Raw genomic sequence first — 25,902 nt, forward strand, 5'->3', positions numbered from 1 at the left:
TTTCGTCACCTGCCCTGGGCAACTGTCCACTAAGATCGCCCCATGAGCACATCGATGGCGACAGGAAGCGCACAATTCGATGCCAGCGCTACGCCGCCGTGCCTGCGCGTGGCCGGGGACTGGACCCTGGCCCACTACGCCGCGCTGCAACGCGTCGTGGCCGCCCTCCGGACCCCGCTGCCCTCCGGCGCCACCGCGGACCTGAGCGGACTGGGCGCCCTGGACACCGCCGGCGCATCGCTGCTGGTTGGCCTGCTCGGTTCCGAGCGCCTGGCCAGCGCCGACCCCACCCTGCCGCCGGCGCAGCGCGCCCTGCTGCAAACCGTGGGCGCAGCCATGGTCGGTTACAAGGAGCCGGCGGTGGCGCGCCGCAGCCACACCGTCACCGAGTTGCTCGCACGCATCGGCCGCACGATGGAGCACGTCTACCATCAGCAGGTGCGGCTGCTTGGCTTCGTGGGCCTGACTCTGGAGACGCTGGCGCGCACGGTCTTCAAGCCACGGCGCTGGCGCGTCACCTCACTGATCGCCCACGTGGAGCAGACCGGCCTCGATGCCGTGCCGATCGTGGCCCTGCTCACCTTCATGGTTGGCGCCGTGGTGGCCTTCCTCGGCTCCACCGTGTTGGCCGACTTCGGCGCCACTATCTACACGGTGGATCTGGTGGCGTACTCCTTCCTGCGCGAATTCGGCGTACTGCTCACCGCGATCCTGCTCGCCGGCCGCACCGCCAGCGCCTTCACCGCGCAGATCGGCTCGATGAAGGCGAACGAAGAGATCGACGCGATTCGCGCACTCGGCCTCGACCCGATGGAGCTGTTGGTACTTCCCCGCGTGCTGGCCATGCTGGTCTCGCTACCGTTGCTCACCTTCCTCGCCATGATGGCCGGACTCATTGGCGGTGGACTGGTCTGCGCGATGGTGCTGGACATCCCGCCGATCATGTTCGTCAACCTGGTCAAGTCGGACATCGGCCTGCAGCATTTCCTGGTCGGCATGGCCAAGGCTCCGGTGTTCGCCTTCCTGATCGCGGTGATCGGCTGCCTCGAGGGCTTCAAGGTCACCGGCAGCGCCGAATCGGTGGGTGAGCACACCACCTCGGCGGTGGTGCAGTCGATCTTCGTGGTGATCCTGCTCGACGCCATCGCCGCGCTGTTCTACATGGAGATGGGCTGGTGAATGCGATACCGCAGCCAGCGCCGCAGGAGAACGTGATCCAGGTGCGCGACCTGGTCAATCGCTTCGGCTCCCAAACCGTGCACGAGCATCTGGATCTCGACGTGCGTCGCGGCGAGATCCTCGGCGTGGTGGGCGGCTCGGGCACCGGCAAGTCGGTCCTTCTGCGCAGCATCGTGGGGCTGCGTCGCCCCACCTCGGGGCAGGTGCACGTTTTCGGTCAGGACCTGCTGAGCCTGTCGCCGGAGCAGCGCTCCCAGCTCGAGCGGCGCTTCGGCGTGCTGTTCCAGAACGGCGCACTGTTCTCCTCGCTCAACGTGGTGGAAAACGTGGCGATGCCGCTGATCGAGCACGCCGGCCTGTCGCGCCCCGAGGCGCAACGGCTGGCCGGCGTGAAGCTGGCGCTGGCGGGCTTGCCCCCGGGCACCGAGATCAAATACCCCTCGGAACTGTCCGGCGGCATGGTCAAGCGCGCGGCGCTCGCGCGGGCATTGTCGATGGACCCTGAAATCCTGTTCCTGGACGAGCCCACCGCCGGACTTGATCCGATCAGCGCCGCGGCGTTCGACCGATTGATCCTGACCCTGCGTGATGCGCTGGGCCTGACCGTGTTCCTGGTCACCCACGACCTGGACACGCTGTACACCACCTGCGACCGCGTGGCCGTGCTGTCGCAGAAGAAGGTGCTGGTGGTCGGCCCGCTCGACGTGGTCGCCGAAAACGGCGACCCGTGGGTGCAGTCGTATTTCCACGGCCCGCGCGGCCGCGCCGCGGAAGAGGCGCATGAGCGCGAACCATCGCCCGAGGTGAAGTGATATGGAAACGCGAGCCCATCACGTGCTGATCGGCCTGTTCACCATGATCGTGGTGACTGCCGCACTGCTGTTTGCGCTGTGGCTGGCCAAATCCAGCAGTGACCGTCAGTTCGCGTACTTCCAGGTCGTCTTCAACGAGGCGGTCATGGGCCTTTCGCAAGGCAGCGCGGTGCAATACAACGGCATCAAGGTCGGCGATGTCACGCAGCTCAAGCTCGACAAGCAGGACCCACGCAAGGTGCTGGCGCGTATCCGGCTGGGCGCGGATACGCCGGTGCGACAGGACACGCACGCCAAGCTCGCGCTGACCGGCGTCACCGGCCTGGCGATCGTCCAGCTCAGCGGCGGCTCGCCGGAGAGCCCGCCACTGGTGGGCAAGAATGGCGAGTTGCCGGTGATCGTGGCGGATCCCTCTCCGCTCAGCCGCATCCTCGCCAACGGCGAAGACCTGGTGATGAATATCAACGATGTGCTGGCGCGCGCCAGCGCCGTGCTTTCGCCGGAGAACATGGACCACCTGAGCCGTACGCTCGATCACCTGGACAAGGCGACCGGCGCCATCGCCGACCAGCGCGACGATATCCGCACCCTGCTCCGGCAACTGGCCGAGGCCAGCAAGCAGGCCAATGAAACGCTGGCGCAGACCCAGCGCCTGGTGCAGAGCACGAACGGCCTGGTCGACAACCAGGCGCGCGCCACACTGGACAGCGCCAGGAACGCGCTGGCCTCGGTGGAACGCGTCACCGCCAACATCGACCGTCTGGTCAGCGACAACCGGGCTGCGATCAGCGGTGGCATGCAGGGCTTCAACGAATTGGGACCAGCGGTGCGTGAATTGCGTGATGCAGCAAGTTCGCTGCGCGGCATCTCGCGTCGCCTCGACGACAACCCGGCCGGCTTCCTGCTCGGCCGTGATCGCAGCAGGGAGTTCGTACCATGAAGCTGTCGCTATGTTCGCTGGCCGCCATCGTCCTCGGCCTGCTCGCCGGATGCTCGGTGCTGCCCAAGGCGGAATCGCCGGACATCTATCGCCTGCCGCAGACCGCGCTGCCGCGCGCACAGGCATCCCCCGTCAACTGGTCGCTACGCGTGGACACGCCACAGGCCGCGCGCATGGTGGACAGCTCGCGCATCAACGTGCTGCCGCAGGGCGACGTGGTGAGTGTCTACAAGGGAGCCCGCTGGAGCGACAACGGCCCCACCCTGCTGCGCAACCGCGTGATAGACGCGTTCCGTGACGATGGACGCATCGGCGCATTGAGCAGCGACGACAGCAGCCTGCAGGCCGACTACGCGCTGGCCGGCGACCTGCGGGCGTTCCAGTCCGAGTACCAGGGCAGCCAGCCGGTGGTGGTGATCCGCTTCGACGCTCGCCTTGTCCAGAACAACGGCCTGCGCATCATCGCCACGCGCCGTTTCGAGGTGAGCCAGCCGGTGTCCGGTACGGCCGTGCCGCAAGTGGTGGCCGCCTTTGGCCAGGCCAGCGACCAATTGGCGAGCCAGTTGGTGGCGTGGACCATGCAGCAGCCGCTGCAGGCGCATCCGCAGGTGAACTAGCTGCCCTGGGGACTACCGTCAGCGCGCCCTGATATGGCGGAACGTGAGGTTGAGGCGCGGCTCCGTCACGCCGGCGACCTTGGGCAGGTCGTGCACATAGTGCCGCTGGGTGTCGCCCGCCATGCGCAACAAACTGCCGTGGCCCAGTTCGATCGCATGCACCTGCGCGCGGCCGTCCGCACGGCGCGGCTTCACGCGGAAACGCCGCACCGCGCCAAGACTCAGTGAGGCGATCACGGGGCGTTCGCCCAGTTCCTGCTCGTCATCACTGTGCCAGCCCATCGAGTCCCGGCCATCGCGATAGAGGTTGGCCAGCACGCTGTTGAAGCTGGCGCCGCACGCCTCCTCCGCCCGGCGCCGCAACGCGGACAGCGCCGGTGTCCACGGACGCGGCTCGAAACGCGTGCGCGAATAGACGTAGGTGGCGTCGGCGTCGCCAATCCAGCAACTCAGCCGCGGCGAATCCACCTCGCGCCCGTAGATGCGGATGCGATGGACCTCCCACGGAATGGACGCCACCAATTCGGCCAGTACGGCATCGGCTTCCGCCGCAGGCAGCCAATGCGGCCAAATCGACAGGTCGGCTCCCGGCAACGGCAGCGCCTGCCAGCAGGTAGGCGTCACGTGATCAAACAAGCTCACTTCAGACGTCCTGCATGTCGCCTCAGTGGATCGCCGGGAACGCCGGCTCCACGTCCAGCGTCGCCGCGCAGATCGAAGCCAGCTCGAGCAGGCGCAGATCCGAACCACGCGCGCCGACCAGTTGCAGCCCGATGGGCATGCCGTCGGGCAAGTAGCCCATGGGAATGCTCACCGCCGGGCAGCCTGCGAGGCTGGCGAAGCTGGTCAGGTCGCCCTGCGAGTCGGGCACCGGGCCATCCAGCGGGAAGGCGCCTTGCGGCGTGGTGGGCAACACCAGCACGTCGATCTGCGCAAACAAGCGGCGCATCTTCAGGGTGGCCACGTCCAGCACGCGGTCGGCGGCGGCATAGTCCGCGGCGCTCTTGCCTGCCGCGTAGCTGAGCAGCCTGCGGAAACCCTCGGACACGCGATGCTCGGTGTTGGCCAGATCCGGCGCGTACGTGGCCAGCATCTCCGCTTCCATCAAGAGCAGGCCGGCGCGGCGGGTGCGCGCGAAATCCCAGTCCGAAAAATCCACCGTGCGCCGTTCGCCAAGCTCGTGCGGCCATTTGGCCAGGGCGGCTTCGAACACGGCGCTCACCTCGGGTTTGACACCAACGTCTTCCAGGCTCGGCAGGAAGCCGGCGCGCAGGCGACCCGGTTCCCAGTCCGGCGGCGCCAGCGCGACGCGGCGACGTCGCGAACGCGGATCGTCGGCGTCATAGCCGGCCAACACCTGCAGCAGCACCGTGAGATCGTCCGCGCTGCGCGCCAGCAGGCCCACCGTGTCCAGCCGCCGCGCCGCCGGCAACATGCCACGCGTGGAGATCTCGCCGTGGGTCGGCTTCAGCGCATAGACGCCGCAGTAGCTGGCCGGAATGCGGATCGAGCCCAGGCTGTCCGAGCCCACCGCGGCCACCGCCAACCCCGCCGCCACCGCCGCCGCCGCGCCACCGGACGAACCGCCCGCGGTGTAGCCATGGCGGTGCGGATTGTGGGTGGCGCCGTGGTGCGGATTGTCGGTGACCGCGCCCAGCGCGCCCTCGTCCATGTTGGTCTTGCCCACCAGCAGGGCCCCCGAAGCACGCAGGCGCGTCACCACATGGGCATCTTCGGCGACCGGCCGGCGACGCCCGAGCAGGCCGGCGCCCGTCGGCCAGCCGGCCACGTCGAAATTGTCCTTGATCGCCACCGGAATACCGTCGAGCCGGCCGATGACGCCATCGCGTCGGCGATGCTCCGCCGCCAGCGATTGCTCCTGGAGCAGGGCCGAACTCAGGCCCACGTAGGCGTTGAGCGTCGGATTGAAGCGCTCGATCGCCTCCTCGTAGACCTCGGCCAGCCCCTGGGGGCGTACCCGCTCCACCGCCAGCCAGTGCAGCAGCTGGCACATGGTGGCCCGGCGCAGGTCAAGGTCACTGATCAGTGGCTGCAGGTTCATGGGTTCATCCCTGGGACACTCGAGGAGGATTATCGCTACCGAGGATGAAAGGATTGCAAGGACGGACGCCGTTGCCGCGTACCGCCCGAACCCGGACAATGCAGCTTTGCCCGTTCCATACGTGAGGGAACGGAACCGTGCCGCCCCAAATCAGCTGGAGTCCGCCGTGAGCGACCGCGAAATCATGGAATACGACGTCGTCGTCGTTGGCGCAGGCCCCTCCGGCCTTTCCTTTGCCATCCGCCTGAAGCAGCTCAAGCCGGACCTGAGCGTGTGCGTGATCGAGAAGGCCTCCACCATCGGCGCCCAGATCCTCTCCGGCGCGGTGATCGAGCCGCAGCCGCTGGATGCCCTGCTGCCAGGTTGGCGCGACAATCCGCCGCCGATCTGCGTGCCGGCCACCGAGGACGAATTCTGGCTGCTCAGCAAGACCGGCAGCCGCAAGCTGCCGGTGCCGCCGGGGATGAACAACCACGGCAACGTCATCGTGTCGCTGGGCGCGATGTGCGCGTGGCTGGCGCCGCAGGCCGAGGCCCTGGGCGTGGACGTGTTCCCGGGCTTCGCCGCCGCCGACACCGTTTTCAACGAAGACGGCTCGGTCGCCGGCGTGCGCATCGGCGACATGGGCGTGGCCAAGGACGGTTCTCACAAGCCGGGCTACACCCAGGGCATCGACATCAAGGCAAAGGTCACTGTGCTGGCCGAGGGCGCGCGCGGCAGCCTCACCAAGCAGCTGATCAAGCGCTTTGCGCTGGACAAGGACAGCGATCCGCAGGGCTACTCGATCGGCATCAAGGAGCTGTGGCAGGTGCCGGCGGGCCGCGTGCAGCCCGGCAAGATCGTGCACACCTTCGGCTGGCCGGCCGACAGCCACACCTACGGCGGCAGCTTCCTCTACCACCTGGACAAGGACCGCATCGCGCTCGGCTACGTCAGCGGCCTGGATTACAGCGATCCGAACTACCAGCCGTGGGAAGCCTTCCAGCAGTGGAAGAACCACCCGTCGGTGAAGTCGCTGCTGGAAGGCGGCACGATCCTCTCCGCTGGCGCCCGCGCCATCGTCACGGGCGGCTATCAGTCGCTGCCGAAGGTGGAGATGCCTGGCGCGCTGCTGATCGGCGATACCGCCGGCCTGCTCAACGTGCCCAAGATCAAGGGCACTCACCAGGCCATCAAGAGCGGCATGCTCGCCGCCGAACACCTGGCCGCCAACGACCTCAACCCGGCCGGCTTCGACGCCAGGCTGCGCGGTTCGGACGTGATGGCCGAGCTCAAGAAGGTCCGCAACGTCAAACCCGGCTTCAAGAAGGGTCTGTGGTTCGGCATGTTCAACGCCGCCTGGGAAACCGTCACCGGCGGCGCCTCCCCGTGGACGCTCAAGAACAAGCCGGACTGGTCGTCCCTGCAGAAGCTGGGACAGTACGAAGCGCCCAAGCGCGACTACGTGCAACCGCGCGAACTGCCGCCGCGCGACCGCCTGGCGGCCGTGTACTTCGCCGCCACCGAGCACGACGAGGACCAGCCCATCCACCTGCAGGTGGCCGACACCAACGTGTGCGTCACCAAGTGCAGCGTCGAGTTCGGCAACCCCTGCACCCGCTTCTGCCCCGCCAACGTCTACGAAATCGTGGAAGACGAGGCCGGCAAACGCCTGCAGATCAACGCCGCCAACTGCGTGCACTGCAAGACCTGCGACATCAAGGACCCGTACCAGATCATCAATTGGGTGACGCCGGAGGGTGGGTCGGGGCCGAATTATCAGAACCTGTGATGCGAGGATAGTGCGCTGTCCGCTCGACTGACTTGGCGATTCAAGCGCCTGAATTACACGCTGCAACGGATCCGTGGCAGCGTGGCGTTGCGCGGCTGGCGCGGCACGCTGGCGCGCGTCAGGCAGGAGTTTGCACGGCGTCCCGCTCTGGACGATACGTTGCCAATGGGCCCAGTGGATGTGCCTTTCGAGCCCTTTGCGTTGCCGACTTCTGGGCAACCATGCGTATCCGTCGTCATACCGACCTATGGCAAGCTGGAATACACGCTGGCGTGCCTGCGCTCGTTGCTGAGGCATCGCCCTGACACTTCGTTCGAAGTCGTCGTGGTCGACGATGCCTCGCCGGAAGACCCCAGCCCGATGCTCGCGCAAATCGCGGGCGTACGCCTGATTCGAAACGCTGCAAATCTCGGCTTTATCGGGAGTTGCAACGCCGGAGCGTCGGTTGCGTTGGGTGAGTTCGTGCTGTTTCTCAACAACGACACCCAGGTGACCCCCAACTGGCTGGATGGTTTGCTGAAATGTTTCAGCGAACACGCCGACTGCGGAATTGCCGGAAGCCGACTGATCTATCCGGATGGCCGATTGCAGGAGGCCGGTGGACTGATCTTCGCGGATGGGAGCTGCTGGAACTGCGGCCGGTTCGAACAGCGCGACGCTCCCTCCTGGCAATACCGCCGGGAGGTCGACTATGTCAGCGGCGCTTCCCTGTTGATCCGCCGCACGACATTCGAGCAAGTTGGCGGCTTCGACAGCCGCTACATGCCCGCGTATTACGAAGACGCGGACTTGGCCTTCGCGGTCCGGCAACTCGGCCTCAAGGTCTACTACGAGCCCAGCAGTACTGTCATCCATTTCGAAGGGATCAGCGCCGGCGTTGACTTGACGACGGGCATGAAGCGCCATCAGGTTACCAACCAACCGAAGTTTGTGTCCAAGTGGTCAGAGGTACTGGGCGGCCAGCCACCGGCCGGCTCTCCGCTGGGGGAGGCTTTGCGCTGGCATCGCAAGGGGCGCGTATTGGTTGTCGACAGCATGACGCCCGACCCCTCGCGCGATTCCGGCTCGCTTCGCCTCACCGCCATCCTCAAGCTCCTGGATGAGTCCGGCTGGTCCACCAGCTTCCTACCTGACGACGGGCGCGCCAGCGAGACCGAAGTACGCGCGCTCGGCTCCCTTGGCATCGAGGTCCTGCGCCAGCCGTGGGTCGACAATGCCCCTCAGTGGTTACGTGAGCACGGGACGAGCCTGCATGCGGTCATGCTCTGTCGGCACACGGTGGCGGGCCAATACGCGACTCTCGTGCGCAAGTATGCACCGCATGCTCGCCTGCTGTTCGACACCGTCGACCTGCATTATCTGCGCGAGCAACGAGCCGCGGAGATCAGCGGCAGTCATGCCATGGCCAGGCAAGCGCTAGCCTCGCGCAAGAGCGAGCTGACCATGATCGAGAATGCCGATGTGACGTTTGTGGTGAGCCCGCATGAACAGGAGATGCTTGCGCGCGAGCTGCCTCGGGCAAGGGTCGAGCTGCTGACCAACATCCATGAGGTGCACGGCTGCGGCCAGCCCCACGGCCAGCGGAAAGACCTGGTGTTCATTGGCGGATTTGGCCATCCGCCGAACTCGGATGCCGTCCATTGGATTGCCAGCGAGCTTCTGCCCGCCATCAGGGCCATTGATTCCCACGTGCTGGTACACGTCCTGGGTGATGTGCCGAACGACGTACGCGCTGCGCTGAAGCAACCCGGTTTGGAACTGCATGGCAGGGTTGCGGACCTGGCGCCGTGGCTCGATGGTGCACTTGCTTCTTTGGCCCCGCTTCGCTTCGGCGCCGGCGTCAAGGGCAAGATCAACATGGCAATGAGCTTCGGCCTGCCCGTCATTGCCACACCAACCGCCGTGGAAGGCATGCGACTGCAGGATGGCCACGATGTGCTCGTCGCCGAGGACGCGACCGGATTCGTCCGCGCCTATGAGCGACTGCGCCACGACCAGGCGCTTTGGGCCAAGCTGTCGCAACACGGCCTGGATAACATTCGAGCCCACTTTTCTGCCAAGGCGGCCGCACAGACGCTGCGTCTCGTGTTGGAATGACGGCGCCCGGCCCCTGAGACGTTTATGCCATTGACTCAACAAGCCAAGCGCCACCTGTTCCGGCTGCTGCGCGCGGGTTTCCGGCTTGCTCCGCTGCCCACCGCGACACGCGACCGGCTGCGCCAGCGCTTCATCGAGCGCCATAGCGACCTAATCCCGCAGGGCCCGGCAGGAAAGCTGCCTCACGCGCCGAACAAGCTGCACCGGGCGATGCGCCACACCGGAGGACGTGCGATTGGCTATGCCCCCTATCGCGCGCCGGGGGCTCCTCCGGATACCGATGTCAAGATCATCGCGTTCTACCTTCCGCAATTCCACGCCATCCCGGAGAACGACGCCTGGTGGGGCGCCGGCTTCACCGAGTGGAACAATGTGACGCGAGCGCTGCCCCAGTTCGAAGGTCATGAGCAACCCCGACTGCCTGGCGAGCTTGGCTTCTACGACCTTCGGCAGCCGGAAGTGATGCGCCGGCAAATGCAGCTGGCCAGGGAATACGGCGTGGCGGCGTTCTGTACGTACTTCTATTGGTTCGCTGGCAAGACCCTGCTGGAGGCACCTCTGCGCCGATGGCTCGATGATCCGGGCCTGTCGCTTCCGATCTGCCTGTGCTGGGCCAATGAAAACTGGTCGCGTCGCTGGGATGGGCGAGGCGACGATATCTTGATCGGGCAAGAGCATGGAGACGCCGACAACGTTGCGTTCATTGCGCACGTGTCATCCTATCTGAAGGATCCGCGCTACCTTCGCGTCGACGGCAAGCCGCTGCTATTGGTGTATCGACCGGGTCTACTGCCCAGCCCAAAGGCCACAGCACAGCGTTGGCGCGAGTGGTGCATCGAGCATGACGTGGGCGAGATCCATCTTGCCTACGTGCAGAGTTTCGACCGCATCGACCCGCGGAGCATCGGCTTCGACTCCGCCGTGGAGTTCCCGCCGAACAACACGTCACTCAGTCCCATCACGGCCGCGCAGCAACTCATCAACCCCGGCTTCCAAGGCGAAGTGCTGGACTGGCGAGAGCTTGCGCACGCGGCCGAAGCCGCCGCGGATCCTGCGTATCCGTGTTTTCCGGGCGTCAATCCCGGATGGGACAACGAGCCCCGCCGCAGCGGCCGCGGTCGCGTGTTCGTGCATTCCTCACCACGCCGTTACCAGCAATGGCTGCAGCACGCCATAAAGGCAGCGAGGCGACAACAACCGTCCTGCCCCATGGTCTTCGTCAACGCTTGGAATGAATGGGCCGAAGGTGCCGTACTGGAGCCCGATACCCGGCTAGGTTATGCGTGGCTGGAGGCGACGCGACGCGCGGTCGCGCCTATCGACACAGCGGCGACTGCCCCCGATTCCCCACCGTGCGTAGTGATCCACGTCTGGCATGTCGACCTGCTCGACGAACTCGTTCAAGCGCTGCGCGCCAGCTTGCTCCAGTGGCGCATCGTACTTACAACGACGCATGAGCGCGCCGGCGAAGTGGGAGAGCGTGCGAAGAAGCTTGGCCTGAGTGCTGAAATCGAGGTGTACGAAGATAATGGCCGCGACGTATTGCCGTTCCTGCAAGTCGCCAACCGTCTCTATGACGAAGGCGCTCGCCTTGTGCTCAAGATCCACACCAAGGGGCGGACGCACCGACAGGATGGCGCGCGCTGGAGCGTGGAGCTCGTCGACAAGCTGCTCTCGCCCGAGCGCGCCCCGGCAATACTGGCCGCGTTCCACCGATTGCCTGAACTCGGCATGGTGGCAGCCGATGGGCATTTGCAGCCGCTGAATCGCCACTTGGACGTGAACCGAGTCAACGTGGAGTATCTGTGCCGTCGCTTAGGCATCGAGCAGCCACCATCCGAGAGTGATTGCTACACGGCCGGATCGATGTTCTGGATCCGTCTCGATGCGATGCGCCCGCTGCTGGACGCGCACTTGGGCCTTTGGGAGTTCGAGGCTGAAGCCGGCCCGGCTGACGGGACCCTTTCGGTCGCAATCGAGCGCGTGTTCTGCCTGGCGGCCACTTATCAAGGCTTTTCGACTGCCGAAGCTTTAGCCGTCTGCCAATAAGCTTCTTCTGCAACGACCGCCGCGCCTACAACAAAATCACCAGGCCTTGGTCAGTAGCGCGGTGCCTGGTGCCAGCGCCAGGCCGTCTCGATAATCTCGCCGATATCGGTGAACCTGGGGCGCCAACCCAGGACACGTTGAGCCTTGTCGCTGGAGGCCACCAGCACCGCTGGATCTCCCGGACGGCGATTGCCTTGGGCGTAACTGATGGAACGGCCAGTAACGTGACGCGCCGCCTCGATCACTTCAAGCACGGTGAACCCCTGGCCGTTGCCCAAGTTGAACAGGTGCGCCCCCTCGTACGACTCCATATGCTGCAGCGCCAGCAGATGGGCCGAGGCCAGGTCATTGACGTGGACATAGTCGCGGACACAGGTGCCATCGCGCGTCGGATAGTCCAATCCAAATACCTTCAGCCCCGCTTCCTGGCCCAGCGCCGCACGCAGGACATTGGGTATCAGGTGCGTTTCTGGCTGGTGGGACTCACCGATCCTTCCCTCAGGGTGGGCTCCTGCGGCATTGAAGTATCGGAGCGCAGTGGAGCGCAGCCCATAGGCGCTGGCCGCATCAGCCAGGATGCGTTCGACCATCAGCTTGCTGGCCCCATAGGGATTGATCGGGCGGGTCGGATGATCCTCGGCGATCAAAGTGGTTTCGGGATGGCCGAATACGGCCGCCGTCGATGAAAAAACCAGTTTGGAAACGCCAGCCTCACGCATCGCCTGCAGAAGATTCAGCGTCCCCGCCACATTGTTCTCGTAATAGGCGTAAGGCTGGCTTACGGACTCCCCAACCAAAGAGCGTGCGCAGAAATGGATGACACCGTCAAAACTGTGCCTGGAGAAGACAGCCTTGAGGGAGGACGGGACCAGCAGGTCCGCCACCTCCAGCTGCCGTTCGTCCACAGCCTCTCGGTGTCCAGTGGAAAGGTTGTCGAGCACGATAACTTCATGCCCACGCCCCCCGAGGTACCGAACCATGTGCGAACCGATATAGCCTGCTCCGCCACAAACGAGAATCTTCACTCCCATCCTCCCTGCCACGCCTTCCGGAAGACACGACCATTCGCGCCCGCATGGTCGGCCAATCCAGTTAGAATACCGGATCCAATGTTCGTCCAGCCGGTGCGAACCGTCTGCCACCCGAGGAAATCCCGCTGATGAAAATTCTGGTCGGCTACAAGCGCGTCGTGGACTACAACGTCCGCATCCAGGTGAAGCCCGATGGCACGGGCGTGGTGACCGATGGCGTGAAACTTTCCGCCAACCCCTTCGACGACATCGCGCTTGAAGAAGCGCTGCGTCTGCGCGAAAAAGGCGTGGCGGAAGAGGTCGTGGTGGTGGGGATCGGCCCGGCCGACCTCACCGCGCATCTGCGCAACGGCCTGGCCATGGGCGCCAATCGCGCCATCCATGTCGTCACCACGGATGCCGTGCAGCCGCTCACTGCAGCCCGCGTATTCCAAAAGCTGATCGAGAAGGAGCAGCCCGGCCTGGTCATCCTCGGCAAGCAGGCGATCGACGATGACGCCAACCAGACCGGCCAAATGCTGGCCGCGCTGTGGGATCGTCCGCAGGCCACCTTTGCCAGCAAGGTCGAGATCGCCAACGGCAAGGTCACGGTGACCCGCGAAGTCGACGCCGGCCTGGAAGTGATCGAAGCCGAATTGCCGGCCGTGATCACCACCGACCTGCGCCTCAACGAGCCGCGCTTCATCAAGCTGCCGGACATCATGAAGGCCAAGTCCAAGCCGATCGACGCCATCGAGTTCGCCTCGCTGAGTGTGGAGGCCAACGACCACCTCAAGACCACGCACTACGCCGCGCCGGCCAAGCGCAGCAAGGGCGTGATGGTGAAGGATGCGGCCGAACTGGTCGCGGCGCTGAAGCAGAAGGGCTTGCTCTAAGCAGCCTCACGGAGACATGACATGAGCAAGATCCTCGTCATCGCCGAACACCTGGGCGGCAAGCTGAATTCCTCCACCGCGCGCGCCGTGAGCGCCGCCGCAGCCGTCAAGCCGGAGGCCATCGACGTGCTGGTGCTGGCCGACAAGGTCGACGCGATCGCCGCCGAGGCCGCCAGCATTGGCGGCGTGAGCCGCGTGCTGACCGTCGCCCGCGCCGAGAATGCGCATCCGCTGGCCGCCGTGCTGGCGCCGCAGATCGCCAAGGTCGCCGCCGGCTACAGCCACGTGTTCGCTCCTTCCACCACCTTCGGCAAAGATGTGCTGCCGCGTGTCGCCGCCCTGCTGGGCGTGGCCCAGGTCAGCGACGTGATGAGCGTGGAAGGCACGCACGCCTTCAAGCGCCCGATCTACGCCGGCAACGCGATCATCACCGTCGAAGCGGACCCGAACGCCACGCTGGTAGCCACCATCCGCACGGCCTCCTGGCCGGCCGCCGCCACGGGCGCCAGCAGTGCGCCAATCGAGGCCGTGAACGTCGACGTCGCCCTTGCCGCGCACACCCGTTTCGTCGAACTGCAGTCGGGCAAGAGCGATCGCCCCGACCTGCAGAGCGCCAACAAGGTGGTCTCCGGCGGCCGCGGCGTGGGTTCGAAGGAGAACTTCGAGGTCATCTTCAAGTTCGCCGACAAGATCGGCGCCGCCGTGGGCGCCTCGCGTGCCGCCGTCGACGCCGGTTACGTGCCGAGCGACCTCCAGGTAGGCCAGACCGGCAAGATCATCGCCCCCGAGCTTTACATGGCGATCGGCATCTCTGGCGCCATCCAGCACCTCACCGGCATCAAGGACGCCGGCACCATCGTGGCCATCAACAAGGATGGCGAGGCGCCGATCTTCGAGATCGCGGACATTGGCCTGGTAGGCGACCTGTTCAAGATCATTCTGGAGCTGGAACAAGCACTGGGCTGATCCGCCCTTCCGTGGCGGCAGCGCGCTGGGCTGCCGCCCACTACCATCGCCATCGCGATGGGCACGCGCGCGCCCCGGGCTTGACTGGGCATGCAGTCATGTTTGTCGTAGTACTATGCCCCCTTGCACTTTGTGCGCCCAAGCCGAGAGTCCCAGTCAAGGACGCCGGCCCGGGTCGAATTTAGGGGCGTTATGGAAAACTTGTCTGTCAAAATGGAGCCTGGTCGCTCCGAATCGGTGTGCGTACCGCTTTGTGTCGACCTCGACGGCACACTGATCCATTCGGACATGTTGATCGAATCCGCGCTGGCGCTCCTGTCCCGCAATCCCCTGTCGATTTTCCTCATGCTGGGCTGGCTGCTTCACGGCAAAGCCCACCTCAAACGGGAAATCGCCCGCCGGATCACCCTGGATCCCACCCATCTCCCGTACAACCGCGACGTCCTCGCCTGGATCAAGGAACAACAGGCGCTCCGTCCCGTGATTCTCTGCACGGCATCGGACGCCGGAATGGCGGAGGCCATTGCCACCCACGTGGGCGGCTTTGAGACCGTACTTGCCAGCAACGGCGAACGCAACCTGTCAGGAGGCAACAAGGCGCTGGTGCTCGTCGAACGTTACGGCGAACGTGGGTTCGATTACGTCGGCAACGCCAAGGTCGACCTCAAGGTGTGGAGACACGCCCGTGCTGCCATCACGGTGGAGTCCGGCAACGCATTGAGCAAGGCGGCCGCCCAGCTCACCACTGTGGAAAAGCAATTCCAGCTACCCAGAGCGAGCATCCGCCACTGGCTGAAGGCGTTACGCGTCCACCAGTGGGTGAAAAACGTCCTGGTATTTCTTCCCCTGCTGGCGGCGCACCGCCTTTTCGACATCGACGCGGTGCTGGCGACCATACTTGCCTTTGTTTGCTTCAACCTTTGTGCCTCAAGCGTCTACATCACCAACGACCTGCTGGATCTCGCGTCGGACCGCCAGCATCACCGCAAGAAGAGTCGCCCTTTCGCGGCCGGTCGCATTCCGCTGCTCGCCGGCCCCCTGGCCGCCGCCGGGCTACTGATTCTCAGCTTCGCACTGGCTACCGTGTTGCGCGAGGCGTTCGTGGCGGTGCTTGGTGGCTACTACCTGCTTACGAGCGCCTATTCACTGCGCTTCAAGCGCGTCGTCATGCTTGACGTCGTGGTCCTGGCCACGCTCTATACCAGCCGCATCGTGGCCGGCATTGCAGCCATTCATACGAAGCCGTCGTTCTGGCTTCTGGCATTTTCGATGTTCATCTTCCTCAGCCTCGCCATGGTGAAGCGCTACATCGAGCTGCTTTCTGCACAGAAGGCGGGCAAGATAAACGCCAATGGCCGCGGTTATGACGTGGGCGACATCCCGCTCATCCAGTCGCTCGGTGCAGCCAGCGGGTATCTGTCGGTACTCGTGCTGGCCCTTTTTATCGACAGCCCCGATAGCCGTGTCCTCTATCACCACCCGCACGTCCTGTGGCTGCTCTGCCCTATATTGCTCTATTGGATCAGCCGCACATGGGCAATCGCCCACCGTGGCATCATGCATGACGATCCGGTGGTGTTCGCCGTCACCGACAAGCTCAGCCGGGCACTGCTGGTGATTGCCGCATTCGTCATACTGTTTGCCATCCGATGAGCAAGATCGGTGAATCCTGGGGGCGTTACCCGAACGCAAACCAGACCGTCGTCGTGCTGACCAACCGCCATGCAGACCTCCCCGCGGCGACCGGATCAGTGCTGCCGTACGGCAACGGCCGCAGTTACGGTGACAGTTGCCTCAACGACGGGGGCACCTTGCTCCACGCCCGCCCGATGGACCGCTTTATTCGCTTCGATACCCAGACGGGAGTACTGGAGTGCGAAGCCGGAGTCCTTTTTTCCGAGATCCTCGATCTGGTCGTGCCACAAGGGTGGTTTCTGCCCGTCACGCCCGGCACCAAGTTTGTCACCGTCGGCGGCGCCATTGCCAACGATGTGCACGGCAAGAATCACCACAAGGCGGGCACGTTCGGGCAGCATGTGCTCGAGTTCGAGTTGCTGCGATCTGACGGTAGCCGCCGCATCTGCAGCCCCCAACAGCACCCGGAATGGTTCGCTGCCACCATCGGCGGCCTGGGTCTCACTGGCCTGGTGACACGCGCGACCATCCAGTTGCGTCGCGTGGCCGGACCATGGATGAGTGCGGAGGTCTATCGTTTCCACAATCTGCGCGAATTCTTCCAGCTGTCCCAGGCATCGGACCGCGACTACGAATACACCGTGGCTTGGATCGACTGCGCGAGCCAAGGCAAGGCTTTGGGACGCGGCATCTTTACTCGCGCCAACCATGCCCCGGCCCATCCGGACAGGCGTCCACACGCTCCCTCGCGCCGAGTGCGCGTCCCGGTAACGTCGCCGGTGTCGCTGATCAATCCGCTCAGCCTGCGCGCCTTCAATACGCTCTACTACCACAGGCAACGCGAAAGCGTCAGCCACCTCACCATGCACTTCGAGCCGCATTTCTATCCGCTAGACGGCATCGGTGACTGGAATCGCATCTACGGTCCTCGCGGCTTCATGCAATACCAATGCGTGGTACCTCCGAGCGTGTCGCTTGATTGCATGGAAACGCTGGTAAAGACCATTGCTGCGTCGGGCGAGGGTTCGTTCCTGGCCGTACTCAAGCAATTCGGCGACATCACATCACCCGGCATGCTGTCCTTCCCGCGTCCGGGCACCACGCTGGCGTTGGATTTCCCGAACCGCGGTCCGGGCACGCTTGCCCTGCTTGATCGCCTGGACGACATCGTCGGGGCCGCCGGAGGGGCGGTTTATCCGGCCAAAGACGCGCGCATGCCTGCCAGGTATTTCAAACAGTATTTTCCCGCCTGGGAATCATTCAGCCACTACATCGACCCGAAGTTTTCTTCCAGCCTCTGGCGCCGGGTCTCGGAGTAAGCATGCAAAAGGTCGTCATCATTGGCGCTACGTCCGCCATTGCGGAATCCACCGCGCGCCTTTATGCCGCACGCGGGGCACAGCTGTTCCTGGTTGCACGCAACGTCATGCGCCTTAAGGACATGGCCGAAGACCTACGGGTACGCGGCGCCGCGGACGTCTTCCATGCGCCGCTCGACGTGAACGACGTTCAGGACCACGCGCACCTGCTCGAACAAATCTGGACCTCGCTCGGGCACGTGGACGTGCTGCTGGTAGCCCACGGCACATTGCCCGATCAGGCGCAGTGCGAAGCGTCTGTCGAACTGGCGCTCAAGGAATTTGCCACCAACGGCACATCCACCATCGCCTTGGTCACGGCCGTGGTGCCTCGCTTCGAGGCGCAGCAAAAGGGCGTCATCGCGGTCATCTCGTCCGTGGCCGGAGACCGGGGGCGCCAAAGCAATTACCTCTATGGATCCGCCAAAGCGGCAATCACCGCCTTTTCCAGCGGCCTGCGCCAGCGCCTGGCGAAGGTGGGCGTCAATGTGCTCACCATCAAGCCAGGCTTCGTCGACACGCCGATGACGCGCGGATTCAAGAAGGGCGCGCTCTGGGCCAAGCCGGACACGGTGGCCAAGGGCATCGTGCGCGCGGCCGACCGCGGACGCAGCGTGGTCTATTTACCCGGTTTCTGGCTGCTGATCATGCTGATCATCCGTCACATTCCCGAATTCGTCTTCAAGCGCATCAAGCTCTAATGCCCATGAACAAGATCGACAAGCGCTCCAAGCTCGTGCTGACCGGCGCCGCCGGCCTCGTCGGACAAAATCTCATCGTCGAGCTAAAAGCCCAGGGCCACACCAACCTCGTCGCCATCGATAAGCACGAATACAATCTTGGCATCCTTCACCAGCTACACCCGGACGTCCAGGTCATTCACGCCGATCTGGCTGAGGGTGGTCGCTGGACGGACGCCTTCGCCGGCGCCGCGTGCGTCGTGCAATTGCACGCCCAGATCACCGGCAAGCACACCGAACTCTTTACCCGCAACAACATCGACGCAACCAAGCGCGTACTGGATGCCATTGACCAGCACAACGTGCCTTACCTCGTGCACATCAGTTCATCGGTCGTCGTTTCGGTTGCCGATGATGACTACACCAACACCAAGAAGTCGCAGGAAAGACTCGTTGTCGAAAGCGGCATTCCGCATTGCGTGTTGCGCCCGACGCTGATGTTCGGCTGGTTCGATCCCAAGCACCTTGGGTGGCTGTCTCGCTTCATGGCGAAAACGCCGGTGTTCCCCATCCCGGGCGACGGTCGCTACATGCGACAGCCACTGTACGAGCGCGACTTCTGTCGTTGCATTGTGCGCTGCATCGAGACCCAGCCCGAAGGCCACATCTACGACGTCGTTGGCGACACCCGTATCGACTACGTGGACATCATCAAAACGATCAAACAAGCGAAGGGCCTGCGCACGCTGATCGTTCACATCCCCTATGGCCTGTTCCATTTCCTGCTGCGCCTGTACGCGATGTTCAGCGGCAAACCTCCCTTCACGGCCGACCAGCTCAAGGCGCTGACCGCCGGTGACGAATTCCACGGTATCGACACGCAGAAGGTGTTTGGCTTCTGCCAGACGCCATTCGCCGATGCCATCAAAGAGAGCTACTGCGATCCGCGCTACAGCTCGATCGTACTGAGGCGCTAAGCCGCCGCCCCACCCGATCCATCCAGGAATCTGATCATGAAGTACGCCATTCTCGGTGCCGGCCCGATGGGTTTGATGGCCGCCATGGAACTGCTCAAGCGGGGCCATGAAGTCGACATCTACGAGCGTGACGACCGCATCGGCGGTATGTCAGCAACGTTCAATTTCGACGGACTGGACATCGAGCGCTACTACCACTTCGTCTGCAAGACCGATTTCCCGCTCTTCGAACTCCTGGGTGAACTCGGCCTCAGCGACACGCTGAAGTGGACCGATACCAAGATGGGCTTCTTCTACAATGGCACGCTTTACAAGTGGGGTACGCCGTTCGCCCTGCTCGGCTTCAAGGGTCTGGGCTTGATCAGCAAGCTTCGCTATGGCGTCCACGCCATGTACACCAAGAATATCCAGGACTGGCGCCCCTACGACCGCATCCAGGCAACGTCCTGGCTCCGTCGCTGGGTAGGTGAGCGCGCCTACAACGTGCTCTGGAAGAGTCTGTTCGACCTCAAGCTGTTCGAGCACAGCGACGAGATCTCCGCGGCCTGGATCGGCACCCGCATCAAGCGCGTGGCGCTGTCGCGGCGCAGCCTCATGCAAGAAACCATGGGGTATCTAGAGGGTGGCTCCATCATCCTGCTGGACAAGATGCGGGCCTTCATTGAGGCAAAGGGTGGCCGCATCCACCTGCAGTCCGGGATCGACAGGGTCAACACGATCGATGGCAAGGTCAGCGGCATCGTCGTGAATGGCCAGGAGCTGCCGTGCGATGCCGTGATCTCCACCGCGCCCATTCAATACGTTCCGAAGATCGTGCCGACGCTCCCGCCGGCCCTTGCGCAGCAGATCAGCAACATCAAGAACATCCCGGTGGCCTGCGTCATCCTCAAGCTGAAGAAGCCACTCAGCGAGAACTTCTGGATGAACATCAGCGATCCGGCGATCGAGATCCCGGGAGTGATCGAGTACTCCAACCTCAACCGGATGACGCCCTCGGTGCTCTACGCGCCCTTCTACATGCCCAAGACGCATCCGAAGTGGGCCAAGAGCAACGACGAACTCATCGACGAGGTCATCGGCTACTTGGCACGCCTGAATCCGGCATTCGATCCCAGCTGGGTGCTGGCACGCCACTGCCATCGATACGAGTTCGCGCAGGCCATCTGCCCGCCCGGCTTCTATGACATGCTTCCGTCAATGCGCACGCCCGTGCAAGGCCTGTACATGGCTGACACGGCCTACTACTACCCGGAAGACCGCTCGATCAACGAGAGCATCGCCGTGGCCAAGCGTTTGGTCGATACGGTGCTTGAAGACCGCGTATGAAGTCCCGGCAATTCGTCAAGTTCCTGTTTGCCGGGGGTACGGCAGCGCTTGCCAACTTTGGCTCGCGCATCCTCCTCAGTCGCTGGATGCCTTACGTGCCGGCGATCATCGTCGCCTATGTGATCGGTATGATCACGGCATTCGTGCTCAACCGGCTGTTTGTCTTCACGTCGATCCAGAACTCGCTGCACAACCAGGTCTACTGGTTCATCCTGGTCAACCTGGCGGCGGTCGCGCAGACGGCCGTCATCAGCGTGCTGCTGGCCGACTATGCGCTACCGGCGATGGGACTGCACGAACACCTGGAGACGATCGCACATGCGGTAGGGGTAGCCGTTCCAACCGTGACAAGTTACTTGGGGCACAAGCACCTCACCTTTCGGCGTTCGTAACGAAGCCTACGGCCCACCCTCAGTAGATTGAGTCCGCAATGACAGCAGGAAGCACACGGGAAAGCTCCCCGAAGTACCAGGGAATGAAGCAGCAGCCATCCCATGATCATGCCAAATCATGGGGCAGCGTCCCGTATTCCGCGTTGGCAAATGGGTTGGCCGTCGGCGTATGGCTCCTTGCCCTTGTCTTTAACCTGTTGACGCTCGTCTGGAGCTGGAGCCAGCCGATCCTTGACCAGCACGGCTTTCGACAGACGCAAACGGCGCTCTCTGCCTATTGGCTGCATGCCGGCGGCCCCTTGCTCGCCTACCAGACGCCTACGCTGGGTGCCCCCTGGACCATCCCCTTCGAGTTCCCCCTTTACCAGTGGTTCGTGGCCGCACTCGCCGGCGTCCTACCCTTCAGCCTTGACCAGGTCGGACGACTGGTGAGCGATGGCTTTTTCCTCGCGACGCTTTGGCCGCTGGCGTCGATCACTCGCTCGTTGGGCGCGGACAGGAAGCTGTTCCTCGTGGCGAGCGGTTTGCTCGTGCTGTCGCCGATGTACCTGTTCTGGTCGCGAGCGCTGATGATCGAATCGACGGCGCTGTTCTTCTCAGTCGGTTTCGTCAGTCTTCTGATGGCCTACTTTCGGCGGCCCTCGACACTGCTCGTCGGCTGCCTAATCGCCGCCGCCGCCCTGGCGTCCTGCGTCAAGATCACTACCTTCGTGGGCTTTGCTCTGGCGGGAGCCATCATCACCCTGGCCGACTTTGCCAGGCACTGGCGCACTCACTCGATTAGCGCGCTGATGATGCGATATTTGTGGCCGGCGCTTGCCATCCTGATCGCCATCGTCACCCTTGCGATGTGGACGCACTACGCCGACGCGCTGAAAACGCAATCGAGGCTCGGCGCCGTGCTGACCTCGACGAATCTCAACGCATGGAACTTCGGCACGTTCCCGCAACGAGTGAGCGGCGCACTGTGGCGTGACGTGGTGTGGGGCCGTTCCACTAGGGAAGCCATTGGTGCTGTTACGCCACTGATCCTCGCCCTGGCCGCCGCGGCTTACCTGGGAAAGAAGGCCATGGCGGGCCTGGGGGTGGCGCTCGTGCTCTATGTGGCACCGTTCCTCATCTTCACCAACCTTCATATCGTCCACAACTATTACCAGTACGCGAACGGCCTCTTCCTGGTGTTGGGATTGGCCTACGTGGCCTGGCAAGGATTGTCGCGCAACCCCCTGTTTGGTTCGGTGGTTTTCGTACTCCTGGTTGGCTTTGAATTGCTCGGCTTCCACCGATACTTCTATCCGGACATGAGGAAGGACATGAGCGACATACGGGCGCTTCGCGTCGCTTCATTCCTCGACAAGCAGCTGCCATCGGATGCAATGTTCGTTGGCTTTGGATTGGACTGGGCTTCGGATGTTCCGTACTACAGCAAGCGTAAGGCCCTGCTGTTCCCGGATTGGCACGAGACGGAAACGCTGCGCAACATGCGCCAGGCACCGTCGCAGTACACCGGAGGGCTCGCCTTGGGTGCCATCGTGGAATGCCCGAACAAGCTCGCGGACATGCCCGATATGCGCGATGCCTATGTGAGCTATATGCACGACGCTACGGCAGGTATGCAGCAGACAGTCATATCGGACTGCAAAATCTACTACCGTGCTGCCGATGCAGGCGCAAGCACCGCTACGGCCCTGCCTTTGGCACCTCACGGGCCTGCATGATGACATCGCCGACAGGGAGCGCAGGCAAGCCATCGGCGGCGATGCAGATCACAAGGGCCTTGGCCGCGACGCGTGGCAACAACAAGCGTCACGACAAGGCCCTTTTTCTAGATGATCGTTTCGCCGCTTCCCGCATGAACGGGCACGCCGGCCGAAACGCAACCCTCCATCAACGATAGAGTAAGCAATACCCGACGACCTGAGATGTCCTGTTGCTGGTCACGCTGTCCAGCAAGGCCTGGTAGTCCCTCTTCTTTGCTTCGTCGGTAGCCAGTCCGTTCGGGCAAACCACTACGCCGGCCAGCGTGTGGCCATCAAGATAGGTCGCCAGATGATCCTTGACGTCCCGCAGAATGGGCGCTGTAGTGCGGTCCGGCACCAGAATGGCGCGTCGCCCGGCGTAGTACGGCACCTCGGAAGACCATTCCAGGCCAAAGCCCATGAACACGTCATTGGCCGGAATGCTCTGGCGCAGTTCGCTGGCCACCGCCAGCTCATGCTCCCGGCTTCCACGAAGCTCGTCGTCGAGGTAGTACTTCTGGTAGCCGTAGAAACCCAGCGCGGCGCCGGCGATCAGCAGGGGGCCCAGCAGGCCAGGCATCGCCTCGTCCAGGCTGACCATGGCGTAGCCCACGGCGGCAACGAGGAACACCGAATTGGCGAGCTGGTAGTAGTGGTGGACCAGATGGAGGTTGGTGAATATGTAAAACGGCACTACGTAAAGACCCACTAGGCACAGGCACACGCGAATCTTGCCACGGCTGAGCTTGATGAGCGACCACAGGACCAGTACCAGTGGCACAAGCCATGAACCCAAGGCCTCGTTGGGCCCGCGAATCGCAACGACGCGGAGCAGATCCGGGCTCATTCGCTGTGGAAGCGTGCCGAAGTTCCACCTCTCCAGGGACTGTCCCGTAAACATCGCGGACAGCGGATTGGCAGACTTCAGGCCGTCGGCGTAGCGCACCCACAGCCAGAGCACGACGAGACTGATCAACATCGAGAAGCCAACAGAGATCACGGCCTTGATCGCCTCGCGCACATGGCCTTGACGCCATGTATTCAGGGCGTAGACGCACAACACGATCAAGCCGGCCAGTGAGAAGCCGACGAACGTGGTGACCTTGACCAGTGCGGCCAGCGCTGCAACCAGCGTCAACTCCACATAGCCAGACACGGATTGGCCGCCACGCAGGTAGTCCTGCAGGGCCGCCAGAAACCAGATCGAGAAGAACAGGGCCGTCGATTCGATCATGAACGACCTCGCCCAGAAGGCGTAGATCGGTGAAAGCAGGAACAAAGCCCCGATCACGTAGAAAAGGCTGGTCCCATTGTGCAGATGGCGCGTGAGGCGGCGTAGAGGCCACAGGCAGGCCAGCGTGAACGACAGGCTGACAATGCGTCCCGCTTGGTCCACCGTCAGGCCCCAGAACACCTCTTTTATGAGGGCAACCAGCCACTGATACACGGGAAACTCGAAAGGTACCGACCAGGGCGCGCCGAAAACGGGCGTTTGATAGTCGAGCCATCCGCTGCCGTTGAGCAGCCACGTCACACTGATCGCCGTCTGGGCCTGGCGGAAAGCGTATTGCTCGGAAATCGGCGCGTTCCAACTAAGCGCCAGTTGGAAAATGCAGAAGCCGACACCCAACAGCAAAAAGCCTCTTTCAATCCACCAGCGACTACGCTGAATCAGGCCGTCTTGATTGATGGAGATATTCATGCCGCCCCGTCAGCGCCCATGGATCAAATTGATGAAACGACCGTTGTCGCACGTGTAGGTCCAATTACCCGCGTTAAACGTCATGTAAACGTGGTATCTACCGACCGGCAGGTAGGCAAGATCCGCTTCTTCGACGAAACCCGGCTTTCGAAAGGCGGCTAAACCTCCGTGACTGTCCTGGACATCCGGCCTCGTCAGCCAATTGGTGACGGAAATGCTGAACCCTTGTCCCGCCTGATCATCGAAGAAGACCAGGTTGGCTTCCGATGGAACTCTATGGTTCACCTCATCAACGACCCAGCCCCCAAGGCCCACGACGCCCGAGGAAACCGTTTCATCGCCTGGTCCGAATTTGCGTCCAGCGATGTAGCCGAGGTTGCAACTGGCGACACCATGAAACGGCAACGACTGGCTTGCGGGGGAAAGTGGCAGCGGCGAAAGTGCACGCAACTCGATCCCCGCCGCATGTACAGGGGGTAGCGCGGAATCACCTACTTTCCTGGTAGCGAGCCCACGTGAACCGGCGACACTCACAAACAGGATCATGAGCACTGTGAGGCCGATCTTCGACTCACGAAGCGAGTTCGAGCGCCCATCGTTAAATGACATCATTTCCCCTATTTTCACTTGACGAACCTTCGATCGACTGAAATTTTACATGCATGGGACAGGCCATCGCGTTGTTCGCTGACATTCCAGCCTGTTGATCCTAGCCCCAGCCACCCGCAACCAGATTGCGCCAATGGCAGGTGTGCTCCTGCTCCGAATCGAGCGCTCCAGTGTATGTGACATGGGCAAGCTCGAACTGGGCTGTATTGAGATTGAACCGCCTCAGGTTTCCGAGAGGCTCCATCCTTTGTGAGGCTGGAGTCATGAAAACACCGAAGTTCGCCCCTGATTCACGAGGACGAGAGGTAAGAATGGTGCTGGAGCATCAGACGGTGTGCCCCTCACAGTGGGCGGCGATCCTGTCGATTGCACCGAAGATGGGTCGTATGCCGCGTGACGTCCTATCGCTAACTAGGCCCGCGCAGAAGAAAAAATTCGGCGACACTTTGGCCCCAAGGGGGCCCGTCGCTATCAAGAAGACCAATTTCACCGAAGAGCAGATGGTTGTTGCCCTGAAGCATGCCGAGGGCGGCAGGTCCGTGGAAAAGATATCCCGGAAGATGGGCGTCTCACAGGCGGCCTTTTACGCCTGGCGCGAAAAGTTTGCCGGTTTGGGGGTGTCCGATCTACGCGGGCGGCGCCAACTGGAGGAAGAGAGCCGCAAACTCAAGCAGTTGGTCGTTGCCTTGAGCTTGGACAAAGCGATGCTTCAGGGCGTACTCGACACCTCGCGGACGAATATTTTCATGGCTTGAACCGGCGATCGAGCTCTGCCTGGGCACAATACGCGCTGGCCTTGCGCGGGATCTCATTGACCTGGCAGAGCTCGCGAATCTCCCGCTCCAGTTGCTTGATGCGCTCGCGATCGGCCGTGGCGAGACCCGGGCGTAGTCCTTGGTCCCGGTCATGCCGACGCACCCAGTTACATAAGGTCTGCGGTGTACAACCCATCTTCGGCGCAATCGACAGGATTGCCGCCCACACAAGGAGTACTCCGTCCAGTGCTCCAGCACCATCCTCGCCGCTCGCTCTCGCACCCCGGGTAAGAACTTCGGCGTTTTCATGAATCCAGATTCGCAAAGCTG

The 25,902-nt window shown here is 63.1% G+C and carries 21 protein-coding genes and 2 pseudogenes; 17 read left to right on the plus strand and 6 right to left on the minus strand.

Annotated elements, in window-relative coordinates; all coding sequences use genetic code 11:
• Positions 1-42 precede the first annotated feature (42 nt).
• The 4 genes from DVT68_RS06360 to DVT68_RS06375 are packed head-to-tail and all read left to right on the plus strand — an operon-like array spanning position 43 to position 3,548.
• Complete coding sequence (locus tag DVT68_RS06360) at positions 43-1,179, plus strand: MlaE family ABC transporter permease (RefSeq protein WP_114824144.1); 1,137 nt, start codon at positions 43-45, stop codon at positions 1,177-1,179.
• Positions 1,176-1,991 carry an ABC transporter ATP-binding protein gene (locus DVT68_RS06365; RefSeq protein WP_267897409.1) on the plus strand — a complete coding sequence of 272 codons (816 nt, stop codon included), beginning with the start codon at positions 1,176-1,178 and terminating at the stop codon, positions 1,989-1,991. The genes DVT68_RS06360 and DVT68_RS06365 overlap by 4 nt, the downstream gene beginning before the upstream one ends.
• Before the next feature lies 1 nt (position 1,992).
• On the plus strand, positions 1,993-2,931 hold the full coding sequence (locus DVT68_RS06370; RefSeq protein WP_114824145.1) for an MlaD family protein: 939 nt from the start codon (positions 1,993-1,995) through the stop codon (positions 2,929-2,931).
• Positions 2,928-3,548, plus strand: a complete 621-nt coding sequence (locus DVT68_RS06375) for an ABC-type transport auxiliary lipoprotein family protein (protein ID WP_114824146.1) — start codon at positions 2,928-2,930, stop codon at positions 3,546-3,548. Before DVT68_RS06370 ends, DVT68_RS06375 begins: the two co-directional genes overlap by 4 nt.
• A gap of 18 nt (positions 3,549-3,566) precedes the next feature.
• Here the strand turns inward: DVT68_RS06375 and DVT68_RS06380 are convergent, their stop codons facing one another.
• On the minus strand, positions 3,567-4,190 hold the full coding sequence (locus DVT68_RS06380; RefSeq protein WP_233523363.1) for an alpha-ketoglutarate-dependent dioxygenase AlkB family protein: 624 nt from the start codon (positions 4,188-4,190) through the stop codon (positions 3,567-3,569).
• Between the two features lie 22 nt (positions 4,191-4,212).
• Positions 4,213-5,610: an amidase gene (locus DVT68_RS06385; protein ID WP_114824147.1), complete on the minus strand. Its 1,398-nt coding sequence runs from the start codon at positions 5,608-5,610 to the stop codon at positions 4,213-4,215.
• A gap of 184 nt (positions 5,611-5,794) precedes the next feature.
• Here DVT68_RS06385 and DVT68_RS06390 point away from each other — a divergent pair, with 184 nt between their 5' ends.
• From DVT68_RS06390 to DVT68_RS06400, 3 genes are all read left to right on the plus strand, one after another.
• Positions 5,795-7,381: an electron transfer flavoprotein-ubiquinone oxidoreductase gene (locus DVT68_RS06390; protein ID WP_114824426.1), complete on the plus strand. Its 1,587-nt coding sequence runs from the start codon at positions 5,795-5,797 to the stop codon at positions 7,379-7,381.
• An 81-nt stretch (positions 7,382-7,462) separates the two neighbouring features.
• On the plus strand, positions 7,463-9,478 hold the full coding sequence (locus DVT68_RS06395; protein WP_233523364.1) for a glycosyltransferase: 2,016 nt from the start codon (positions 7,463-7,465) through the stop codon (positions 9,476-9,478).
• A 24-nt stretch (positions 9,479-9,502) separates the two neighbouring features.
• Entirely contained in the window at positions 9,503-11,527 is a 2,025-nt protein-coding gene (locus tag DVT68_RS06400; RefSeq protein ID WP_114824148.1) for a glycoside hydrolase family 99-like domain-containing protein, read from the plus strand.
• 50 nt (positions 11,528-11,577) lie between these two features.
• On the opposite strand, the gene galE is transcribed toward DVT68_RS06400, so the two are convergent.
• Positions 11,578-12,552, minus strand: coding sequence for a UDP-glucose 4-epimerase GalE (gene galE / locus DVT68_RS06405; protein WP_114824428.1), 975 nt, complete (start codon positions 12,550-12,552; stop codon positions 11,578-11,580).
• A 134-nt stretch (positions 12,553-12,686) separates the two neighbouring features.
• Here galE and DVT68_RS06410 point away from each other — a divergent pair, with 134 nt between their 5' ends.
• From DVT68_RS06410 to DVT68_RS06450, 9 genes are all read left to right on the plus strand, one after another.
• Positions 12,687-13,433, plus strand: a complete 747-nt coding sequence (locus tag DVT68_RS06410; protein WP_114824149.1) for an electron transfer flavoprotein subunit beta/FixA family protein — start codon at positions 12,687-12,689, stop codon at positions 13,431-13,433.
• 21 nt (positions 13,434-13,454) lie between these two features.
• On the plus strand, positions 13,455-14,399 hold the full coding sequence (locus tag DVT68_RS06415; protein WP_114824150.1) for an electron transfer flavoprotein subunit alpha/FixB family protein: 945 nt from the start codon (positions 13,455-13,457) through the stop codon (positions 14,397-14,399).
• Between the two features lie 213 nt (positions 14,400-14,612).
• A complete protein-coding gene (locus DVT68_RS06420; protein WP_114824151.1) occupies positions 14,613-16,052 on the plus strand; it encodes a UbiA family prenyltransferase in 1,440 nt (479 codons plus the stop codon).
• Complete coding sequence (locus tag DVT68_RS06425) at positions 16,049-17,353, plus strand: FAD-binding oxidoreductase (protein WP_114824152.1); 1,305 nt, start codon at positions 16,049-16,051, stop codon at positions 17,351-17,353. The genes DVT68_RS06420 and DVT68_RS06425 overlap by 4 nt, the downstream gene beginning before the upstream one ends.
• A 2-nt stretch (positions 17,354-17,355) precedes the next feature.
• Positions 17,356-18,093 (plus strand): SDR family oxidoreductase, encoded by a 738-nt coding sequence (locus tag DVT68_RS06430; protein WP_114824153.1) that lies wholly within the window; start codon positions 17,356-17,358, stop codon positions 18,091-18,093.
• Between the two features lie 5 nt (positions 18,094-18,098).
• The gene (locus DVT68_RS06435; RefSeq protein ID WP_114824429.1) at positions 18,099-19,049 is read left to right on the plus strand and encodes an NAD-dependent epimerase/dehydratase family protein; all 951 of its coding nucleotides are present in this window, start codon (positions 18,099-18,101) and stop codon (positions 19,047-19,049) included.
• 33 nt (positions 19,050-19,082) lie between these two features.
• Entirely contained in the window at positions 19,083-20,375 is a 1,293-nt protein-coding gene (locus DVT68_RS06440) for an NAD(P)/FAD-dependent oxidoreductase (protein WP_199535997.1), read from the plus strand.
• Complete coding sequence (locus DVT68_RS06445) at positions 20,372-20,767, plus strand: GtrA family protein (RefSeq protein ID WP_114824155.1); 396 nt, start codon at positions 20,372-20,374, stop codon at positions 20,765-20,767. The genes DVT68_RS06440 and DVT68_RS06445 overlap by 4 nt, the downstream gene beginning before the upstream one ends.
• Before the next feature lie 83 nt (positions 20,768-20,850).
• A complete protein-coding gene (locus DVT68_RS06450; protein WP_114824156.1) occupies positions 20,851-22,485 on the plus strand; it encodes an ArnT family glycosyltransferase in 1,635 nt (544 codons plus the stop codon).
• Between the two features lie 169 nt (positions 22,486-22,654).
• Here the strand turns inward: DVT68_RS06450 and DVT68_RS06455 are convergent, their stop codons facing one another.
• Together DVT68_RS06455 and DVT68_RS06460 are read right to left on the minus strand one after the other, a co-directional pair.
• Positions 22,655-24,208 carry a hypothetical protein gene (locus DVT68_RS06455; protein WP_147281674.1) on the minus strand — a complete coding sequence of 518 codons (1,554 nt, stop codon included), beginning with the start codon at positions 24,206-24,208 and terminating at the stop codon, positions 22,655-22,657.
• Positions 24,209-24,217: 9 nt separating this feature from the next.
• Positions 24,218-24,817, minus strand: a complete 600-nt coding sequence (locus tag DVT68_RS06460) for a hypothetical protein (protein WP_147281675.1) — start codon at positions 24,815-24,817, stop codon at positions 24,218-24,220.
• A 470-nt stretch (positions 24,818-25,287) separates the two neighbouring features.
• On the opposite strand from DVT68_RS06460, the pseudogene DVT68_RS20665 reads away from it, so the two are divergent.
• A pseudogene (locus DVT68_RS20665) lies at positions 25,288-25,539 on the plus strand (transposase); the annotation flags it as partial.
• A gap of 11 nt (positions 25,540-25,550) precedes the next feature.
• On the opposite strand, the pseudogene DVT68_RS20670 reads toward DVT68_RS20665, so the two are convergent.
• Positions 25,551-25,881 (minus strand): annotated as a pseudogene (locus tag DVT68_RS20670) (transposase); the annotation flags it as partial.
• Between the last annotated feature and the right edge of the window lie 21 nt (positions 25,882-25,902).

This window comes from Dyella solisilvae, assembly GCF_003351225.1.
GTDB classification, from domain to species: Bacteria; Pseudomonadota; Gammaproteobacteria; order Xanthomonadales; family Rhodanobacteraceae; genus Dyella; species Dyella solisilvae.

Coding starts and splice junctions, on each gene's coding strand:
- DVT68_RS06390 (WP_114824426.1), top strand. CDS start 5,795: ATGGAATACGACGTCGTCGTCGTTGGCGCAGGCCCCTCCGGCCTTTCC.
- DVT68_RS06400 (WP_114824148.1), top strand. CDS start 9,503: ATGCCATTGACTCAACAAGCCAAGCGCCACCTGTTCCGGCTGCTGCGC.
- DVT68_RS06375 (WP_114824146.1), top strand. CDS start 2,928: ATGAAGCTGTCGCTATGTTCGCTGGCCGCCATCGTCCTCGGCCTGCTC.
- DVT68_RS06435 (WP_114824429.1), top strand. CDS start 18,099: ATGAACAAGATCGACAAGCGCTCCAAGCTCGTGCTGACCGGCGCCGCC.
- DVT68_RS06445 (WP_114824155.1), top strand. CDS start 20,372: ATGAAGTCCCGGCAATTCGTCAAGTTCCTGTTTGCCGGGGGTACGGCA.
- DVT68_RS06385 (WP_114824147.1), bottom strand. CDS start 5,610: ATGAACCTGCAGCCACTGATCAGTGACCTTGACCTGCGCCGGGCCACC.
- DVT68_RS06415 (WP_114824150.1), top strand. CDS start 13,455: ATGAGCAAGATCCTCGTCATCGCCGAACACCTGGGCGGCAAGCTGAAT.
- DVT68_RS06455 (WP_147281674.1), bottom strand. CDS start 24,208: ATGAATATCTCCATCAATCAAGACGGCCTGATTCAGCGTAGTCGCTGG.
- DVT68_RS06420 (WP_114824151.1), top strand. CDS start 14,613: ATGGAGCCTGGTCGCTCCGAATCGGTGTGCGTACCGCTTTGTGTCGAC.
- DVT68_RS06360 (WP_114824144.1), top strand. CDS start 43: ATGAGCACATCGATGGCGACAGGAAGCGCACAATTCGATGCCAGCGCT.
- DVT68_RS06370 (WP_114824145.1), top strand. CDS start 1,993: ATGGAAACGCGAGCCCATCACGTGCTGATCGGCCTGTTCACCATGATC.
- DVT68_RS06450 (WP_114824156.1), top strand. CDS start 20,851: ATGAAGCAGCAGCCATCCCATGATCATGCCAAATCATGGGGCAGCGTC.
- DVT68_RS06425 (WP_114824152.1), top strand. CDS start 16,049: ATGAGCAAGATCGGTGAATCCTGGGGGCGTTACCCGAACGCAAACCAG.
- DVT68_RS06430 (WP_114824153.1), top strand. CDS start 17,356: ATGCAAAAGGTCGTCATCATTGGCGCTACGTCCGCCATTGCGGAATCC.
- DVT68_RS06460 (WP_147281675.1), bottom strand. CDS start 24,817: ATGTCATTTAACGATGGGCGCTCGAACTCGCTTCGTGAGTCGAAGATC.
- DVT68_RS06410 (WP_114824149.1), top strand. CDS start 12,687: ATGAAAATTCTGGTCGGCTACAAGCGCGTCGTGGACTACAACGTCCGC.